At 42.8% G+C, this 18,836-nt stretch carries 19 protein-coding genes; 12 read left to right on the forward strand and 7 right to left on the reverse strand.

The window, feature by feature from the left end; all coding sequences use genetic code 11:
* Positions 1-34 precede the first annotated feature (34 nt).
* Genes ACE01U_RS07415 through ACE01U_RS07440 form a run of 6 tightly spaced genes read left to right on the forward strand, consistent with a single transcriptional unit; the run spans position 35 to position 9,537 of the window.
* Complete coding sequence (locus tag ACE01U_RS07415) at positions 35-1,834, forward strand: ABC transporter substrate-binding protein (RefSeq protein WP_395579079.1); 1,800 nt, start codon at positions 35-37, stop codon at positions 1,832-1,834.
* 13 nt (positions 1,835-1,847) lie between these two features.
* The gene (locus ACE01U_RS07420; protein WP_395579080.1) at positions 1,848-3,656 is read left to right on the forward strand and encodes an ABC transporter substrate-binding protein; all 1,809 of its coding nucleotides are present in this window, start codon (positions 1,848-1,850) and stop codon (positions 3,654-3,656) included.
* A gap of 24 nt (positions 3,657-3,680) precedes the next feature.
* Positions 3,681-5,696 (forward strand): M3 family metallopeptidase, encoded by a 2,016-nt coding sequence (locus ACE01U_RS07425; RefSeq protein ID WP_395579081.1) that lies wholly within the window; start codon positions 3,681-3,683, stop codon positions 5,694-5,696.
* An 11-nt stretch (positions 5,697-5,707) separates the two neighbouring features.
* Complete coding sequence (locus ACE01U_RS07430) at positions 5,708-6,646, forward strand: ABC transporter permease (RefSeq protein ID WP_086208726.1); 939 nt, start codon at positions 5,708-5,710, stop codon at positions 6,644-6,646.
* Positions 6,647-6,653: 7 nt separating this feature from the next.
* Complete coding sequence (locus ACE01U_RS07435) at positions 6,654-7,799, forward strand: ABC transporter permease (protein ID WP_395579082.1); 1,146 nt, start codon at positions 6,654-6,656, stop codon at positions 7,797-7,799.
* A gap of 10 nt (positions 7,800-7,809) precedes the next feature.
* Positions 7,810-9,537: an ABC transporter ATP-binding protein gene (locus ACE01U_RS07440; RefSeq protein ID WP_395579083.1), complete on the forward strand. Its 1,728-nt coding sequence runs from the start codon at positions 7,810-7,812 to the stop codon at positions 9,535-9,537.
* Positions 9,538-9,693: 156 nt separating this feature from the next.
* On the opposite strand, the gene rluB is transcribed toward ACE01U_RS07440, so the two are convergent.
* The 6 genes from rluB to ACE01U_RS07470 form a co-directional block, all read right to left on the reverse strand.
* Entirely contained in the window at positions 9,694-10,800 is a 1,107-nt protein-coding gene (rluB, locus tag ACE01U_RS07445) for a 23S rRNA pseudouridine(2605) synthase RluB (RefSeq protein ID WP_086208723.1), read from the reverse strand.
* A 41-nt stretch (positions 10,801-10,841) separates the two neighbouring features.
* A complete protein-coding gene (scpB, locus tag ACE01U_RS07450; protein WP_086208722.1) occupies positions 10,842-11,429 on the reverse strand; it encodes an SMC-Scp complex subunit ScpB in 588 nt (195 codons plus the stop codon).
* The gene (locus ACE01U_RS07455) at positions 11,429-12,223 is read right to left on the reverse strand and encodes a segregation and condensation protein A (protein WP_086208721.1); all 795 of its coding nucleotides are present in this window, start codon (positions 12,221-12,223) and stop codon (positions 11,429-11,431) included. Before ACE01U_RS07455 ends, scpB begins: the two co-directional genes overlap by 1 nt.
* Before the next feature lie 276 nt (positions 12,224-12,499).
* Positions 12,500-12,802 carry a hypothetical protein gene (locus ACE01U_RS07460; RefSeq protein WP_395579084.1) on the reverse strand — a complete coding sequence of 101 codons (303 nt, stop codon included), beginning with the start codon at positions 12,800-12,802 and terminating at the stop codon, positions 12,500-12,502.
* Positions 12,803-12,851: 49 nt separating this feature from the next.
* On the reverse strand, positions 12,852-13,469 hold the full coding sequence (locus ACE01U_RS07465; protein ID WP_119063746.1) for an L-threonylcarbamoyladenylate synthase: 618 nt from the start codon (positions 13,467-13,469) through the stop codon (positions 12,852-12,854).
* An 84-nt stretch (positions 13,470-13,553) separates the two neighbouring features.
* A complete protein-coding gene (locus ACE01U_RS07470; protein ID WP_119063747.1) occupies positions 13,554-14,216 on the reverse strand; it encodes an elongation factor P hydroxylase in 663 nt (220 codons plus the stop codon).
* Positions 14,217-14,313: 97 nt separating this feature from the next.
* Here ACE01U_RS07470 and ACE01U_RS07475 point away from each other — a divergent pair, with 97 nt between their 5' ends.
* The 6 genes from ACE01U_RS07475 to lysM all read left to right on the forward strand — a co-directional run bounded on the left by ACE01U_RS07475 (position 14,314) and on the right by lysM (position 18,060).
* Complete coding sequence (locus ACE01U_RS07475) at positions 14,314-14,871, forward strand: YceD family protein (protein WP_086208717.1); 558 nt, start codon at positions 14,314-14,316, stop codon at positions 14,869-14,871.
* A 76-nt stretch (positions 14,872-14,947) separates the two neighbouring features.
* Positions 14,948-15,130, forward strand: coding sequence for a 50S ribosomal protein L32 (gene rpmF, locus ACE01U_RS07480; RefSeq protein WP_004279227.1), 183 nt, complete (start codon positions 14,948-14,950; stop codon positions 15,128-15,130).
* Between the two features lie 176 nt (positions 15,131-15,306).
* Positions 15,307-16,293: an ACP S-malonyltransferase gene (fabD, locus tag ACE01U_RS07485; protein WP_086208716.1), complete on the forward strand. Its 987-nt coding sequence runs from the start codon at positions 15,307-15,309 to the stop codon at positions 16,291-16,293.
* Entirely contained in the window at positions 16,290-17,024 is a 735-nt protein-coding gene (gene fabG, locus ACE01U_RS07490) for a 3-oxoacyl-ACP reductase FabG (RefSeq protein ID WP_151706466.1), read from the forward strand. The genes fabD and fabG overlap by 4 nt, the downstream gene beginning before the upstream one ends.
* Before the next feature lie 86 nt (positions 17,025-17,110).
* Positions 17,111-17,347 carry an acyl carrier protein gene (acpP, locus tag ACE01U_RS07495; protein WP_004695351.1) on the forward strand — a complete coding sequence of 79 codons (237 nt, stop codon included), beginning with the start codon at positions 17,111-17,113 and terminating at the stop codon, positions 17,345-17,347.
* A gap of 239 nt (positions 17,348-17,586) precedes the next feature.
* On the forward strand, positions 17,587-18,060 hold the full coding sequence (gene lysM, locus ACE01U_RS07500; RefSeq protein ID WP_086208714.1) for a peptidoglycan-binding protein LysM: 474 nt from the start codon (positions 17,587-17,589) through the stop codon (positions 18,058-18,060).
* 71 nt (positions 18,061-18,131) lie between these two features.
* Here the strand turns inward: lysM and ACE01U_RS07505 are convergent, their stop codons facing one another.
* Positions 18,132-18,836, reverse strand: coding sequence for a GntR family transcriptional regulator (locus tag ACE01U_RS07505; protein WP_086208713.1), 705 nt, complete (start codon positions 18,834-18,836; stop codon positions 18,132-18,134).

Here is an 18,836-nt window from a genome sequence, read left to right on the forward strand (position 1 = left end):
CATGCTTTGCATGAGATAACATGGCTTAAAAAATATGTGTATAGGTACGGACTTGAATTCAAAAAATTTTAAGGTTGCTGCTTTATCCCTTGTGATAGGTTTCGGTGTTTCCGCTTATGCAAAGTCACCTGCGGATCCAAATAAAATATTAAATATTGCCTATGAAGCCCCCGATGATGGTTTTGATACGGTTAAAACTTATAATTTCTATAGTGGTAGTATTGCCCAAGCCATTTTTGAGCCGCTTTTAAAATACGATTATTTGGCCCGTCCCGCTCAATTGGTTCCAAATACCGCAGTGTCGATGCCAAAAATTGAGCAAGAGGGCAAAGTCTATACCTTTAAAATTCAGCCCAAGATTTATTTCAGTGATGACGCGGCATTCAAAGCAAAGCCCCGGGAATTGGTTGCGCAGGATTATATTTATTCCATGATGCGGATTATGGACCCGAAAAATCGCTCGCCGACTTATTCATTTATTGAAGGCAAGATTGTCGGTGGAGATGCTGCTGTTGCCCAAGCCAAGAAAACAGGTCAGTTTAATTATGATGCTACAATTTCTGGCCTAAAGGCGATTGATAAATACACATTGCAGATTACATTAACCCGTCCAGACTATAACTTTCCCTATATTTTGGCTTATGCCACATTTGGCGGAACAGCACGGGAAGTAGTGGAGTTTTATGGGGATCGAATTGCGCAGCATCCAGTGGGGACAGGACCTTATCAGTTGAGTAAATATGTACCGCGGAGTCGTATTGAGCTGGTGGCTAACCCGAAATACCGTGGTTTTATTTGGAACTTTAAACCTACAGGTTCGAGTTGGGACAAGCGTCTGGCCAAAGAGATGCAAGGCAAAAAAATGCCGCAAATTGGTAAAGTCAATGTCAGTATTATTGAAGAAGAGCAGTCACGTTGGCTTGCATTTAAATCGGGACAACTCGACTTTGATAAACTCACGTCCAATGCGGTGCCACAAGCCTTGAATGGTAAGCAACTCAAACCTGAACTGGTCAAGCAGGGCATTCAGCATTTCCCCAATAAAGACGCTGAAATCACCTACACCATGTTTAATATGCAAGATCCTACAGTTGGTGGTTTTGGGCTTGAAAAAGTTGCATTAAGACGCGCGATTAGTTTGGCCTATAACCAAGCAGAAGCCATTAAACAACTGTATAAAGGGCAGGCAGTGAAGTCTGAAATGTTGGTGCCTGAGGGGGTACAAGGTTTTAATCCCAACTATCGTAGCAGCGTGGCTTATAACCCGCTCTTGGCGAATAAATTACTGGATCGTTTCGGTTATAAAAAAGCGGAAGATGGCTATCGCAGCCTACCCAATGGTCAACCTCTAACGCTCAAGTTTATGACCGAAAATAGTTCCAGTTCCGTGATTCAGTCTGAACTATGGAAGAAAAATTTAGATGCCATTGGTATCCGTGCTGACTTTATCGTGAGTAACTTTGCCGATAACTTAAAAGCTGCGATGCAATGTAAATATATGGTTTGGGGTGGGGCTTGGATTGCGGATTATCCTGAAGGGGAAAACTTTGCCCAACTGCTGTATGGACCCAATTCGGCGCAGGGCAATCTCAGTTGCTACCAATCCAAAGCCTATGATGCACTTTATACACAGGCGATGACCTTGCCACCATCTCAGCGACAATCCTTTTATGAAAAACTCAGTCGCCAAATTGAAGCGGATAATCCATGGATTATTCATAACAGTCGCATTCGAAATTGGTTGTTACATCCACAAGTTCAGGGCTTTAAAGCCCATCCGATGATGAATACTAACTGGCAATATCTTGATATTCAGCCCATAAAAAATAATTGAGATATCGAACACAATGAAAAATCTAAATCAGAAATTTAAACGATGGGGGCTGAGCATTCTGGCAGGCAGCATTCTGCTGAGTAGTTCAGTTTCCAGTTTTGCACAAAGTCCTGCCGACCCGAAAAAAGTTTTACGTTATGTTTTTCCTGTAGCTGAAACAGGCTTTGACCCTGCGGGCGTGCATGACTTGTACTCGGCCCATGTCAACGGTTCGATTTTTGAAACTTTATTTACTTACGATTATTTGGCCTCACCTGCGAAATTGGTACCACGAACAGCTGTGGCTTTACCTGAGGTGAGTGCAGATGGATTGACCTATACCATTCGTTTGCAAAAGGGGATTTATTTTGCTGCTGACCCCGTGTTTAAAGGTAAAAAGCGTGAGCTGACTTCGGCCGATTATGTATATACCTTTAAGCGTTTACTGGATCCGAGCTTGCGTTCACCCAACAGTTGGTTGCTTGATGGGCGAATCTTAGGGATGGAGGCTTTGCTGAAACAAGCACAGAAAACAGGGAAATTCAATTACGACCAACCTATCGCAGGCTTACAAACACCAGACCGTTATACCTTGGTCATTCGTCTGACTAGCCCCGATCAGAACTTTCCGATGCTGCTTGCGCATCAGCCTGCAGGTGCAGTTGCACGGGAAGTCATCGAAAAATATCGTGACAAAGCGGGTTTTGTGATGGGGCATCCAATAGGCACAGGGCCATATATGCTCAGCCGTTGGACGCCAGGTTCGCGGATTATTTTAAAGGCCAATCCTGATTTCCGAAGTTTTGTTTGGAACTTTAAGGCCAGTACGCCTGAAGATCAAAAAATCGTCAAAGCCATGCAAGGCAAAAAGATGCCACAAATAGGGGTGATTGATATTCAAGTGATGGAAGAGGGCCAGTCGCGATGGTTGTCATTTATTAAAGATGAAGTAGATTTGTTTGCCCTTGATGGTGAGCTGACAGTTCAGGCCTTACAAGATGGGAAACTAAAACCTGAGTTGGTTAAGAAAGGTGTACAGTTGTCAAGAATCACGGACCCTTCGATTGACTATCATTATTGGAATATGCAAAACCCAGTGGTTGGCGGTTTAAGTAAAGATAAAATTGCCCTGCGCCGTGCTATGGCGATGGCTTTTTCAGCTGATAACTATATCAATATTTTACAAAAAGGCGATGCGCAAAAACTGCAAGCACCGATTCCAAGTGGTGTCATTGGTTACGATCCCAATTATCGAAGTAGCATTCCTTATTCAGTCAAAGCAGCAAATTTATTGTTAGATCGTTATCACTATAAAGTCGCTGCTGATGGTTGGCGTACTCAGCCGAATGGCAAACCTTTGGTGATTGAGATGACACTTTCGGGTAATAATTTACGCAGTCAACAACAGGCCGAGTTTTGGAAAAAAACTTTAGATAGCATCAAAATCAAAATGACCACCAAGTCTCTGCCTTTTGCTGAAGCTTTGAAATTAGAAAAACAATGTAAAACCATGTTTAAGGCATCAGCATGGATAGCAGACTACCCAGATGCAGATAACTTTATGCAGTTGTTTTATGGCAAGAACATCAAAATCACCAACAATGGCTGTGCCAAAATTCCTGAATATGACCGCTTATATGAACAAGCTCAGAAGATGACACCGAGTCCAGAACGCGATGCAATCTACGCCAAAATGTCACGCCTGCTGGAAGTGTATATGCCTGTGCAGGTGATTGGCGCGCGTTATCGAAATATCTTGGCACAACCGCGTGTGATTGGATTTAAAAAGCATCCCATACTGCCCGCAGAGTGGATGTATATAGATATTGATTTGAAGAAATAGAAATTAAATAAAACTGGAGTCATGATGAAAAAGCAACATTTTAAATTCACCGCATTGTGCATGTTGGGCCTAGGGATGAGTCAGATCGTTTTGGCTGAAACAGCACAGCGTCAAACCTTGCCGAGCTTTCAAGCCAAAGATATCCCTGCGCTGTGTAATGCCAAAATTGCGGATGTGAAAAAGCAACTCAAAGCGTTTGAAAATAAGCCCCTTAAAAACGAAACGGCAGCAGCGCCTGTATTGGCTGAATGGGATCGTATTTTTGCATCATTTGAAGACTTTTACGGCCCGATTGGTCTGTATAGCAATGTTGACCCTGATGAGGCACTGCGTAAAGCGGCTGAAGACTGTGAAATTAAAATTAGCCAATTCCAAACCGATGTTTATCAAAATTCAAAGCTATATCAACAAATTAAAAAAGTTAAAATTGCTGATCCAATTGAAGCCAAGTTCCGTGAAGATATTTTGGAAGGTTTTGAAAAAACAGGGATACAGCTTTCAGCAGATAAACAAGCACGCTTAAAAGCGATTTTTGATGAACTGGCAAAAATTGAACAAGAGTATGCACGTAATGTACGTGATAATCCTGAAAAACTCGAATTTAGCCCAGATGAGCTAAAAGGCCTGCCACAAAGTTATATCGACGGCTTAAAGAAAAATGACAAGGGTAATTATTTACTCGGGTTTGAGTATCCAGATTATCGTCCTTTTATGGAGTTGGCAGATAACGATGACGCACGTAAGCGTTATCAAATTGCATTTACCCGACGTGGCGGTGAGAAAAATCTAGCGCTGCTGAAGCAAGCCATGGACTTACGTTATGAGCTAGCACAACTGTTTGGTAAGTCCAGTTATGCCGAGTGGGTACTACAAAGTCGGATGGCGAAAAACCCTGAAACCGTGAATAAATTCTTGGCAGAGGTGCATGCTACCGTGGCGCCCCTAGAGAAAAAGGAAGTTCAGACTTTACGTGAGTTTAAAGCACAAAGTCTAAATATCCCTGTTGAGCAAGCCAGTATTGAGCGTTGGAGCGAAGCATATTGGAGTGAAAAATTACGCAAAGCCAAGTATCAGGTCGACCAAGAGCAGCTACGTCAGTATTTCCCAACTCAAGCTTCACAAGATTGGCTGTTTGCGATTTCTGAAAACTTGTATGGCATCAAGTTTAAGCCTGCCAAAGTTGAGGTTTGGCAAGATGAAGTGGAATATTACGATGTGACCGATGCCAAGACTGGGCAACTGCTCGGTGGCTTATATATGGATAAATTTCCACGTAAAGGTAAATATGGACATGCTGCTGTGTGGGGCGTTTATGGCGGCAGTAGCCTAACTGGACGCAAACCGATTTCAGCACTGGTCACTAATTTTAACCGCAATGGTTTAAATAGCGATGAGTTAGAAACTTTTGTACATGAGTTTGGTCATGCGTTGCATGGCATTTTATCCAACACACGGTTTTCATCTCAGTCAGGAACTTCGGTTGAGCGAGACTTTGTCGAAGCACCTTCACAAATGTATGAAGAATGGGCGCGACGTAAAGAGACATTGTCCAAGGTGGCAGATTACTGTAAACCTGACTGCCCACGCGTGGATGATGCATTGATTACTAAGCTCAATGCCGTGCATAGCTATGGACGCGGTTTACATTATGCACGTCAGACTTTGTATGCACAGTATGATATGGCATTACATGGTCGTGATGCGCTAGACGTTCAGCCCTTAAAGGTTTGGGAAAAAATGGAAGGTGCAACGGCTTTGGGTTATGTTCCGACCACTGAGTTTCCGGGGCAGTTTGGTCACATCATGGGCGGTTATCAAGTGGGGTACTACGGCTATATGTGGTCAGAGGTGATGGCGTTGGACATGCTTTCAGCCTTTGGTGATAACTTAAATAACCCTGAAGTGGGGCAGCACTATCGTCAAACGATTTTGTCACAAGGTGGTCAAAAACCTGCCAAAGCATTGGTCAAAGACTTTTTGGGTCGTGAGCCTGATAACAAAGCCTTTTTCGATGAAATTACCGGTCAACGGGTGAAATAAGGGGCATTTTTATGCTGGCATATATTATTCGCCGAATTTGGCAAATGATCCCGACCATGCTTGGGGTGGTGTTGCTGATTTTCTTCTTGTTTAACTGGGTCGGTGGTGACCCTGCCTATATTTTGGCAGGGAAAATGTCGAACCCTGAACAGATTGAAAATATCCGACAGCAGCTTGGGGTCGATCAGCCCTATTATGTGCAACTGTGGATTTTCATTAAGCAGATTTTGACTTTTGATTATGGGCTGAGTTGGAGTACAGGGGAGTCAGTATCGCAAATCATTACGACACGACTCGGGCCTTCGCTGACTTTGCTCATTCCACTGACGATTTTACAGACCATCATTTCTATTGTGTTGGCTTTGGCGGTAGCAGCGGTGCGCGGCAGTTTAACAGATCGTATGGTGATGATGCTGTGTACGATTGGCATGTCGATCAGTATCTTGGTGTATATCATTGTTTTCCAGTATGTCTTTGCCTATCAGTTGAGCTGGTTTCCAGTCCAAGGCTGGAGTGATAGCTTTGGCGAAAACCTGTTTAAATATGCTTTATTGCCTATTCTGATCATGTTGGTGGTCAGCATTGCCCCGACTTTAAGGTTGTATCGTAGTTTTGTTTTGGATGAGGTTAATCAAGACTATGTTCGTACTGCACGTGCCAAAGGGATTGGTGAACGCCGTATTTTAGGTGTGCATGTGCTACGTAATGCCTCAATTCCAATTATTACAGACGTGATGGCAAGTTTGCCTGCTTTGCTGATTGGTGCATTTTTGATTGAGCGTTTCTTTGGTATTCCGGGCATTGGTCGTGAAGTCATTATTGCGGTAGAGCGTAGTGATTTTCCTGTGATTAAAGCCATTACTGTGTACGTTGCCCTCGCAACGATGTTTTTCAACTTGATTGCCGATTTGATTTATAAATGGGTCGATCCTCGCGTACAGTTGAAGTAGGTGAATTATGCTCAGTGTTCTCACTAAAAGAAAACTAGATACTGCTGAACCTGCAACAGCGTCTACAGGGCTATGGCAACTCGCTATGCGCCGATTAAAACGCGATCGCATCGCCATGTTTTCACTTCTGATCGTGTTGTTTTATTTGGTGCTTTTAATTTTGTCATCGACTGGCTTAATTGCAAAAGACTGGAATAAAGAAGTCGCTGTGAGTTATGCACCGCCTACGTTTATCGGGGCGGCTGTAGTGCCACTTCCGCAAAGCGAAGCGCAAAAGGTCGAAGCGGCTGTGCCTGAAAACCCTGTTGATCCTTTGAAAGATGTGATTCGTGAGCTCAATGCAGAAATTGCTGCTGAACAGGGTGTAGGTGGTGCTATTGATTACTATGGGGTTGTTGATCCTTTAGCCGAAGACATGAAAGCGATTGACCAAGCCTTGGATGGGCATTTGTTGGATCAGCAAGCGGAACTCAAGCCAAGCTTGGTTTTAGGTGCCGACAAATGGGGACAGAGTGTTTTATTGAAAACCATTAAAGGTGCAGAAACATCAATTATTGTTGGCTTGGTCGCCGCTTTTCTTGCTGTCGTGATTGGTACCGTTCTAGGTGCCATTTCTGGCTATTTTGGTGGCTGGGTCGATGATGTCTTGAACTGGTTTTATAACATTTTTACCTCGATTCCTTATTTGCTCTTGGTGCTAGCGATTGCCGCAGTACTACAACAAAAAGGCATTTTATCCATTGTTTTGATTTTGGGTTTAACGGGGTGGACGGGGGTATATCGTTTAATTCGTGCTGAATATATGAAGCATACTTCGCGGGAATATGTGCTGGCGGCAAAGGCAATTGGGGTGAGTCATAGCCGACGTATCTTTGTGCATATATTTCCCAATGTCAGTCATATTGCACTGGTTCAAATGTCAATTTTAGTGGTGGCCTTTATTAAGTCAGAAGTGATTTTGAGCTTCCTTGGTTTTGGTGTCCCAGTTGGTGTGGTGTCATGGGGCAGTATGTTGAATGAAGCGCAAAGTGAGTTGATTTTAGGCAAGTGGTGGCAGTTAGCGGCTGCTTCTGTAGCAATGGCGGTTCTGGTCACTGCATTTTCAATGTTTACCGATGCATTGCGTGATGCATTAGACCCAAAACTGAAATAGGAGCATGAGAATGTCTGAACTCAATGATATGACAGCGCCAGCCTTACTTCAGGTGGAAAACTTGCGTGTCAGCTTTAAAAATGAAGAAAAGCAGTACATTGAAACGGTCAAAGGCATCAGTTTTAGTATTCCAGTGAATACTACTGTGGCCTTGGTTGGAGAGTCAGGGAGTGGGAAGTCGGTCACATCGCTAGCTACCATGGGGCTGTTACCTACAGAAAGCAGTCAAATTGCTTTGGACAGTAAAATTCTGTTTGAGGGGCAAAACCTACTCGATTTACCACGCCGTGAAATGCGGAAAAAGTGTGGTAAAGATATTGCCATGATTTTTCAGGAACCGATGTCATCCTTAAATCCAGTGTTTAGGGTGGGTTCACAAATAGCCGAAATTTTGCAGTTACATTTGGGCATGAGTCGTAAGCAAGCACGTGCACGTGCTTTAGAACTCTTGATAGAAGTTGGAATTCCATCTCCTGAAACCAAGATTGATGCTTATCCGGGACAGTTGTCAGGTGGACAGCAGCAGCGCGTCATGATTGCCATGGCGATTGCCTGTAAACCCAAACTCTTGATTGCCGATGAACCGACGACAGCGTTGGATGTCACTATTCAAAAGCAAATTTTGGAGTTGCTGGAGTCTTTGCGGAAGAAGCACCACATGTCAATGCTGTTTATTACCCATGATTTGGCTTTGGTTGGGGAAATTGCAGATCAGGTAATCGTGATGCGGCATGGTCAAATTCGTGAACAAGGCTGGGTGAAAGATGTGCTTGAACACCCTCAAGATGTCTATACCAAAGCGTTGTTGCACTGTCGCCCACAGCTATCTAAACGACCAATGCGTTTACCGATGATCAGTGACTTTATGCAGCAAAAGGGTGATGACTATATTGAAACGCATACTTTAGATGTTGATCAGTTACAACAAAGAACACGAGGTTTAACAGGCCAAGAAGAGATTATTTTAGATGTACGTGATCTTAAAAAGTCATTCTTTAGTCGAAAAGGATTGTTCGGTAAGGATGAATTTCAAGCGGTCAAAGGTGTTACTTTTCAGTTAGCAAAAGGCAAGACTTTAGGCTTAGTGGGGGAGTCTGGTTCGGGGAAAACCACGATTGGGCTGTTACTCATGCGGTTACAGGAGGCAACGGGTGGTAAAGCTTTGTTTCAAGGACGCGATTTGCTGTCGATGACAGAAAAAGAGTTTGCTCAGTATCAACGCAAGATTCAAATTATTTTCCAAAATCCCTATGCATCACTCAATCCACGCTTTACTGTTGGGCAGATTTTGATGGAACCAATGCAGGTACATGGGATCGGGGCGGATGATATTGAACGCAAACAGATGGCGTTGGATCTGTTGGAGCGCGTGAGCTTACCTGCACAGGCTTTTTATCGTTATCCGCATGAGTTTTCTGGTGGGCAACGTCAGCGTATTGCAATCGCGCGTTGCCTAACTTTAAAACCTGAAATTCTGATTTGTGATGAGTCAGTTTCTGCGTTGGATGTCTCGGTACAAGCCCAAGTATTGAATTTGCTGCAAGACTTACAGGATGAGTTTGGTCTAAGTTATATCTTTATTTCACATGACTTGTCTGTAGTGAAATATATTTCAGATCAAATCATGGTTTTGAATCATGGTGATTTGGTGGAAATAGCCAATTCGGATGATTTGTACCAGTCACCACAGCATGACTATACCAAGCGCTTGCTTAGTGCTATCCCGCAGGGAGTGTAGTGAAGAGGGAGTGGGATAATGAAACGCTCAATAAATTGGGCGTTTTTATGAGGGTTTACATCTTCTTCGCACTTCGGAACACAAAGTGATCTTATTGCACCGTAAACACATATAAAAAGAGCCACTCGAAAGTGGCTCAAATTTTGACTTTAGAAATTAAAATTTCTTAAAGCTTTTATTTCCAAAAGGTTTACGAGGTGCATTTTCGTCACGTGTATCACGCTGACCATAGGTGCCTTTGTTGCCAAAGTTGTCTGGACGACTGTCGCGCTGTGCATAGCCTGAGTTTTGACGTGGTTCACGTTGACCATAAGCCGCTTGCGTATTGTCTTGACGGCGCTGGCTGTGACCATTTGGATTTTCACGGCGATCACGGTTGAAGGCAGGCTTCGCTTGTTGTTGGCCTTCATCTTCATTGTCACGGCGTTGCTGACGTAAGAAACCACCACGACGTGCAGCCATTGGTTTTTCTTGCATACGTTCAGTACGACGTTTTGCCATGCCGTATAAGCCAGTGCCTTGACGTGGTTTCAACTCAACCGCTTTGGTTAAGTTGTCGATGTCGTTTTTGTCCAACTCCATCCAACGACCCGTACGTAATTCACGCGGTAAAATAACCGTGCCATAACGTGTACGGAGTAGACGGCTGACTTTTAAACCTTGCGATTCAAAAATACGACGTACTTCGCGGTTACGACCTTCTTTTACCACCACTTGATACCAACGGTTAATCCCTTCACCGCCAATTTCAGAAAATGACTCAAACTTCGCTGGGCCATCATCTAACACCACGCCTTTGAGCATATTGTTCTTAATTTGCGGAGTCACTTCACCCATAACACGTACAGCATACTCACGTTCAACTTCGTTTGATGGGTGCATCAAGCGGTTTGCCAGCTCACCATCATTCGTGAACAATAGTAGACCTGTTGAGTTGATATCCAGACGACCTACCATCACCCAGCGATCATTCGCGATTGCAGGTAATTGATCAAATACTGTTGGACGTGACTCAGGGTCATTGCGTGAACAAATTTCGCCCTCTGGTTTATAGTAAATCAGAACACGACGACGAATCTCGTCTTCAATTTGGAACGATACTTTACGACCATCGATGCGAAGCTCATCACCTGGTTCAATACGTTCGCCTACTTGGGCAACTTGGCCGTTGACACTCACACGACCTGCGGCAATGACTTCTTCCATATAACGGCGAGAACCCAAACCGACTCGTGCGAGTACCTTTTGCAACTTTTCACTCATGACAGCATAACCTTAGAAATTATCATCAACAGTTCACCTATTTACGACTTCGGTGCATTCGCATCGAGCGCCATAAAAGCTTCCTTGGCATCCTGCAGGGGAGGCAACTGGCCTAAAGAACTTAAGCCAAATGCATTTAAAAATTGAGGCGTCGTAACTAACAACGCAGGTCTTCCTGGGAGTTCACGAAAACCAGATTCTTTAATCCAGTTCCAATCAAATAACGTTCGTAACAGTTGACTGTTATTTGAGACTCCTCGAATTTGTTCTATATCCGCTCGAGTGACGGGTTGATGATAAGCAACCACGGCCAACATTTCGAGTAGCGATGGCGAGAGACGAGTTGGTCGCTCGGGCCACGTCTGTGCAACGATTTGACGGTATTTTGCTCGAACTTGAAAACGAAAACCTTGAGCAGTTTCAATTAGTTCGATTGACCGACCATGTTGTAGCATGGCAAGTTGTTGTAAAAACTGGCGTAAATCTTGTTTACTATATTGATTTTGGAACGATTCTTTTAAACGTGCAAGTGATACAGGTGCATCACTTGCAAAAATAATCGCTTCCAGTTGCATTACTACTTCATGTAAGTTGTCTTCATTGGATACAGGAGTCGTTGTGTCTTGCATTATTTTTTCACTCCTTGTATTGAAAGCGGGGCTTCAACGCCAGAACTTACAATTTGAATCCGCTGTTGACGAGTTAATTCTAAAATGGCCATAAACGTCACAACCATACCCATACGACCTTGAATGGGACGCAGTAAAGACTCAAAAACTAAAACTTCACCTGAAGCGACTTTACTTTCAATAAACGCCATGCGCTCTTCAAGTAAAACTGGTTCTTGTGCAATTTGATGGGTGATGGGCTCAGGTCGGTTAAACACGCAGAATAAGGCATCACGCAGCTGTTGCACATCATGACCATCATTATGATCCAGAGTTTGGCCTAAGCTGACATTGGTTGAGAAGGTATCTCGTTCTAAAATAGGCATTTGCCCCAAGCGCTCAGCCGCCTGTTTAATCCGTAAATACGTTTCTAAGCGATCAATCAGTTCTTGTTTCGGATCTTTTTCGATTTGAATCGCATTTGGAGCTTTGGGTAAAAGCAGGCGTGACTTTAAATCTGCCAATAGTGCAGCCATCACCATATAGTCAGCAGTCAGCTCAATGTTCAGCGACTTCATGGCATCCATATAAGACAGGTATTGCGCGGCAATGGGGGCAATATCTAACTGTAATAAATCAAAGCCGTTTTTTTGAATCAGGTAAATTAAAAAGTCGAGTGGTCCTTCAAAATGCTCAAGGAGAATTTCAAATGCAGCAGGAGGAATATATAAATCCTCAGGAATGGAGTCATGCCACTCATCCATCACACGGATTTGCGGAAGATCTTCCATAGCATTATGGACGGATTGATTCATTACAGTTATTGGCCACGCGAATTTTCAAAAGCATGTATAGGCTTATTTAACGATCTCGCATCGAATAAAAAGCATGGAAATTGATTCACATTAGTTTAAATGAAAATGACTATTAAATAAATTGCTCGGACGCCCGAAAACAGAAAAAACCATGAAAAATACTAGGGAATAAGTGTCTAAAGTAAAATAAAACGAATGTATTCAATACAATGTATAGATACTGATGGGTCAATTATTCCAACACATTTTGCATTTTATATCACTGCAACAGGCAAACTAAAGCTTATCTTGCCGGACAGCAGTTATATTTTGATCGAGTTGTTCGTATTGTTGTTGCGCAAATTCAATGGTTTTTTCAATACAGATCCGATGGCACAAGTTCTGATACTGAAACAGCTGCGCCAACCGCAATACGACTTTCATGTCCAGAAAAAGACGATAAGCGCTGTTAAATTGATTGGAGTTCTTGCTAGATAGTTGAATCAGAGCCTCAGACTCAGGTGTCCAAGGCCAGATAGCATAAATGAAAGCATTTGGGGCAATTGAGTGAGGATTTAGCACAACATCTGATAACGTCATTATAATTGCCCTCATTTTATAGCGTTCTACCAAGCTAGAAGATCAGACATTACTCAAAAGCACTCACATCGCCTACACCATGGCGAATCACTTCAGGGTGATCCCCTGATAAGTCGACAATACTGGTCGTGCTGAGTGTACCTAGTCCACTGTCTATGAACACATCAATACGCTTTGATAACTGCATTTCGATGTCATAAGGATCATCCATCGGCTCGTGCTGGTTGGGTAAAATCAAGGTGCTGGTGAGTAGCGGTTCGCCTAGTTCTTTGAGGAGCATTTGGCATACAGGATTACTTGGAATACGCAAACCAATGGTCTTCTTTTTGGGGTGCATCAAACGTTTAGGGACTTCACTGGTCGCAGGCAAAATAAAAGTAGTCACCGCAGGCGTATTGTTTTTTAGTAAACGATACATGGCATTATCCACTTTGGCATAGGTTGCAATATCTGAAAGATCTGCGCAAATAATGGCATATTGGTGCTTTGACCCGAGCCCGCGAATTTGGGCGATACGCTCCATGGCATGTTTATTGCCGATTTGGCAGCCAATGGCATAAGCTGCATCGGTCGGGTAGACGACTACATCGCCTGCACGAATACGCTCAACCGCTTGGCTAATTAAGCGTGGCTGCGGGTTATCAGGATGGACTCTTAAATGCAGCATGTTTTTATCTCCTGATGGTTTTTCCCACATTATGGCGCTTTATTTAAACCATGTTCAATGACCTAAATGTGAAACATCTCAAATTTAGTCGAGCATTTCTCTTTCAAATTCATTGCTCTGTAACGTTTTTCCAGCGCGTGTACACAAGCAAATACAGTCTATGAAGTATTTCGCATCACGCGGTAGTTGCGCATCCCCTGAAAAATAGGCCTGTACTTGCGCAAAAACATGATCTTTAAAATGACGTCCATCACCGCCGTCACCTGTGAGGTTATCTAAAGACACTCGAAATCTACGACCAAATGCGACAGCAAATAACCACTCAATCGCTTGTGGTTTAATTTCCACTTGTTCAAACAATGCTTGCTGCTCTTGAGTGCGACCATCGGGCGCATACCAATAACCTAAATCGGGTAATAGACGACGTTTGTCACCTGCAATGCTCCAGTGGCTAATTTCATGTAATGCACTATTAAAGAAACCATGGGCAAATTGAATACGAGCAGGGGAGCCTTGCTCTGCTGGAAAGTATTCAGGTTCAAAGTCACCTTTGACCAAGTTGACATTCAGGTGGGAAAACCAATGATTAAAGTGTAAAATGAGCCAATCAACTTGTTGTGCTTCTGTCGAAAAATTCTCCCACGTTGAGAGTTGCACTTGGCGGTCTGAAATGTCAGAATTGGCAGTTGAAATTGTGCTCATAAGTGATGAAATACTCACTTCTGTTTGCGGCTGCAACAGATGCATGACTTAAGTTACCCAAATGGTCTGTCTAAATAAGTACAAAATTGTATCTTAATCTTTGACAGAGTACTGATGAATTTGTAGAATTGCCGCCTTAATTATGTCAGCAAATACCTTTCCGGCACAGATTGAGCCGTTTAAATGGGCTGAACAAGGCTTTACATGGTCAGGTACCCTGCCATTGTCTCGCTTTGTTCGTATTGCTCGTGAAGCTGTTGGATCAATTGATGATCAATTGATTAACATAGACTGTAAGCTATCAATGGATGCGTATCATCGCATTGTATGGCTAGATGGTCACGTTGAAACACAAGTCCCAATGGAATGCCAGCGTTGTTTAGACGTGGTTAACATTGAACTGGTTTCAGATTTTCATCTAGCTCTAGTAGATGATGAGTCACTGATAGAGCGCTTGGATGAGGATGCTGATTTCATCGTCTTAGGTGAAAGTGAAGCGACAACCAAAGGCAGCTATGATGCGCCTGCGACTGCTGATTTACTTTCTCTCATAGAAGATGAATTGTTATTGTTGATGCCATTGTCTCCTAAGCATGATGCTTGTGAACATAAGCACCAACCTGCCATTGAAGAGCTTGTTGAAGAAAAGCGGGATAACCCGTTTGATGTTTTGGCAAGTTTGAAGGGTAAACTTAACTAATTTTTGTGTTATACTCTTCCGTATAAGACAACTGAATTTGTTCTGATCCATATTTTTCGATTTGTAAGGAGCCATCATGGCCGTTCAGCAAAACCGTAAAAGTCGCTCTCGCCGTGACATGCGCCGTTCACATGACGCTTTAACCGAGAATGCATTAACTGTAGACCAAGCTACTGGCGAGACTCACCGTCGTCACCACGTATCTAAAGATGGTATCTACCGTGGTCGTCAATTATTCGCTAAAGCATCTGCTGAATAATTGTTGAAGCATTAAGCTTAAAGCTTAGTCGAAAAAAGGGGAGCGTAAAGCTCCCTTTTTTTGTGGGTGAATGTTTACCAACTCTGTTTTTGTTGTATTTGGCAATTACATCGACCTAAATTAAGTGTTAAATTTTCGCTCCATAAACGAGAGCAAAGACAAGAAAGGACTTTTTTATGTCTGCGAAACAACTTGATCAAGTCGCTCAGGCAACAAAAACAGCTTTTGTATTTCCTGGTCAGGGTTCACAAAAGGTAGGTATGTTGGCTGAATTGGCAGAACAATTTGCCAGTGTTGAAGCAACATTTGCAGAAGCCTCTAAAGCAGTTGGATTCGATTTGTGGCACATTGCACAATCTGGTGAAGGTTTAGATCAAACTGAATTTACTCAGCCTGTGTTGTTAACCGCGAGCATTGCATTATGGCGTGTATGGTTAGAACTTGGCGGTGTTGTACCTAAGTATCTAGCAGGTCACTCATTGGGTGAATATAGCGCTTTGGTTGCTGCAGGCAGTTTAAGCCTAGGTGATGCTGTGAAGCTGGTAAACTTACGCGGTAAGCTCATGCAAAGTGCAGTACCTCAAGGTAAGGGTGCAATGGCGGCTATTTTAGGTTTAGACGACGCACAAGTTGTTGCTTTATGCCAACAGGTCTCAGACCAAGCTGAAGGTTCAGTTGAAGCTGCGAATTATAATGCACAAGGTCAAGTGGTCATTGCGGGTGAAAAAGCCGCAGTTGAAGCAGTCATGGCTTTAGCCAAAGAAAATAGTGGCAAAGCGATTGCATTGCCTGTTTCAGTGCCATCTCACTGTTCGTTGATGAAACCTGCTGCGGAACAGTTCGCACAAGCTTTGGAACAAACTGCCATTGAGCTGCCTAGCATACCTGTAATACAAAATGTGAGCGCGGAAATTGCGATAGATGTCGCTCAAGTACGCCAAGCACTTACAGCTCAGTTATATGAGTCTGTACAGTGGACCAAAACCATGCAGTTTATTCAGGATCAAGGGATCCAATATGTTGCTGAGTGTGGTCCAGGTAATGTCTTGGCAAACTTGGCGAAACGTTTACCAAATATCGAAAAAGCTTTTCCACTTGATAGCAAATCACGTATGGAAGATGCACTCAATGCCATTTTAGTGGCTGAAGGAAAAATTGCATGACACAGGAACGCAAAGTTGCACTCGTGACAGGTGCAAGTCGAGGGATTGGCGCAGCCATCGCTCAGCAACTGATTCAAGACGGTTATTTTGTTGTGGGCACAGCGACATCTGAGGCTGGCGCAGAAAAATTATCTGCAAGCTTTGGTGAGCAGGGTGCGGGTAAAGTACTTGATGTTCGTGACGGTGCTGCGATAGATGCGCTGGTGACAGACATTGAACAAAATTATGGTCCAGTTCTTGCACTTGTCAATAATGCAGGGATTACCAAAGATAATTTGTTACTTCGTATGTCAGAAGATGACTGGGATGATATTTTAAATATTCATTTAAAAGCTGTTTATCGTTTATCTAAACGTGTGCTAAAAGGCATGACCAAAGCACGTTTTGGACGAATTATTAATATTAGTTCTGTGGTTGCGCATTTTGCCAACCCAGGTCAGGCCAACTATTCAGCAGCGAAAGCTGGTATTGAAGCATTTAGCCGTAGCCTTGCAAAAGAAATGGGTAGCCGTCAAATCACTGTAAACTCGGTGGCGCCTGGCTTTATTGCAACAGAAATGACTGATCAATTAAGTGAAGACATCCGTAAAAAAATGAGCGATCAAGTGGCCCTGAACCGTTTAGGTGATCCACAAGATATTGCCAATGCGGTGAGCTTTTTGGCATCAGACAAAGCAAGTTACATTACTGGTACGGTAATGCATGTAAATGGTGGTCTATACATGAGCTAATTGGCTGATGGATAAACTTTCAAAATTTTAAAGATTCAATTAAACTAACGGCATTAAAAACGCCACAAGCAATGAGGAGAATTCCTGTGAGCGATATCGAACAACGCATCAAGCAAGCAGTTGCAGAACAACTTGGTCTTAAGGCTGAAGAAATCAAAAACGAAGCATCTTTCATGGATGACTTAGGTGCTGACTCTTTAGACCTTGTTGAGCTTGTTATGTCTTTCGAAAACGACTTTGACATCACAATCCCAGATGAAGATTCTAACGAAATCACAACTGTACAATCTGCGATTGACTACGTTTCTAAGAAACTAGGTTAATCCATATTGTTTCAGCTTTGCTGAATGGAAAAGCCACCCTTATCGGGTGGCTTTTTTTATGCTATTTAAAAGGTGAAGCATTGTATGCAAATAGTTTTGTTTATTTTGGAACTTACAAAGTTTTACTTTAAATGGACTATTCTCTACCAAAGTTGCTGTCTTTTTTCGGTATAAAAAAGAGTGTCTCATTTTTGAGCATTCAATATAACAACACTGATATAACAAGATGGAGCATACACATGGGTCTTTTTGATTTCGTTAAAGGCATTGGTAAAAAAAACACAGCAGCAGCCGAGCCTCAAGCCGCACCAACTACGCCAACAGAGCCATCCGCTCAAGAAATTGCCAACAAGTTATTGGGTCATATCAAAGCATTGGGCTTACCTGTGACGGGACTTTCAGTCAGCTATAACTCCACCACGGATTTGGCAACCATAAAAGGGCAGGTTCAGACCCAAGCCGATAAAGAAAAGATTGTTTTAGCTGTCGGTAATATTGACCATGTGGCTCAAGTGGATGATCAACTGACTGTGGCTAGCCCTGAACCTGAAAGTAAGTTTTACACAGTTAAATCAGGTGATAATCTATCGAAAATTTCCAAAGCATTTTATGGCGATGCCAACCAGTACAATAAAATTTTTGAAGCCAATCGTCCGTTATTGAAAGATGCTGATGATATTTTTCCTGGACAGGTACTACGTATTCCAGCTTAAATTTATTTTTAGCGAAAGAAGGCGCATTAAGCGCCTTTTTTTGTTTAAGAAGAGATGAGGGATTAAATGATTTAGGTTGCCTTTTTCAGCACAGCATGTTGACTCAGCATACCGAGGGTAATTTTTTTTACTTCGTCACGGCTTTGCTGAATATGCGCACTAATTTTTTCAATTGCCAAATCTGTTTGTTGCTGTGAAATATAATTCAGGATGGCTTGATGCTCTGCATAGGTGGCTTTAATTCGATCACTTTTTGAAAAATCGAGGCGACGAATGATACGGATTTTTTCACTAATTTCTTGGTGGATTTTACTCATTTCCGTATTGCCAATGGCACGAACCAATGCACAATGAAAATCTTCATCAATTTGAGCCATCGCTTTTAAACTCGAAAGATACTGTTCAGGTGCAACCATCCAAGTCTTGTGCAACTGTTTCATTTCTTTGAGTTGCTGAGATTCAATACTACATAATTTACGAATTGCATATTGTTCAATCATAATACGCAGCTCGTATAGTTCGTCATAGTATTGCAGGTTCAATGGACGTACAGTCCAGCCACTACGAAATGCAACTTCCACGTAGCCTTCTTGTTGTAGTCGGTACAATGCCTGTCGTGCAGGTGTACGGCTGACCTGATAGTTCATGGCGATTTCGGATTCGGTAAAACGTTCACCTGGCATCAATTTAAAGTCAAAAATATCATTTTTAATTTGCTGGTAAACAAGTTCAGACAAATTGTCTGAACCTGAACCCGCACGTGTCATATTGGACAT

The organism is Acinetobacter halobius (assembly GCF_044130335.1).
GTDB lineage: Bacteria > Pseudomonadota > Gammaproteobacteria > Pseudomonadales > Moraxellaceae > Acinetobacter.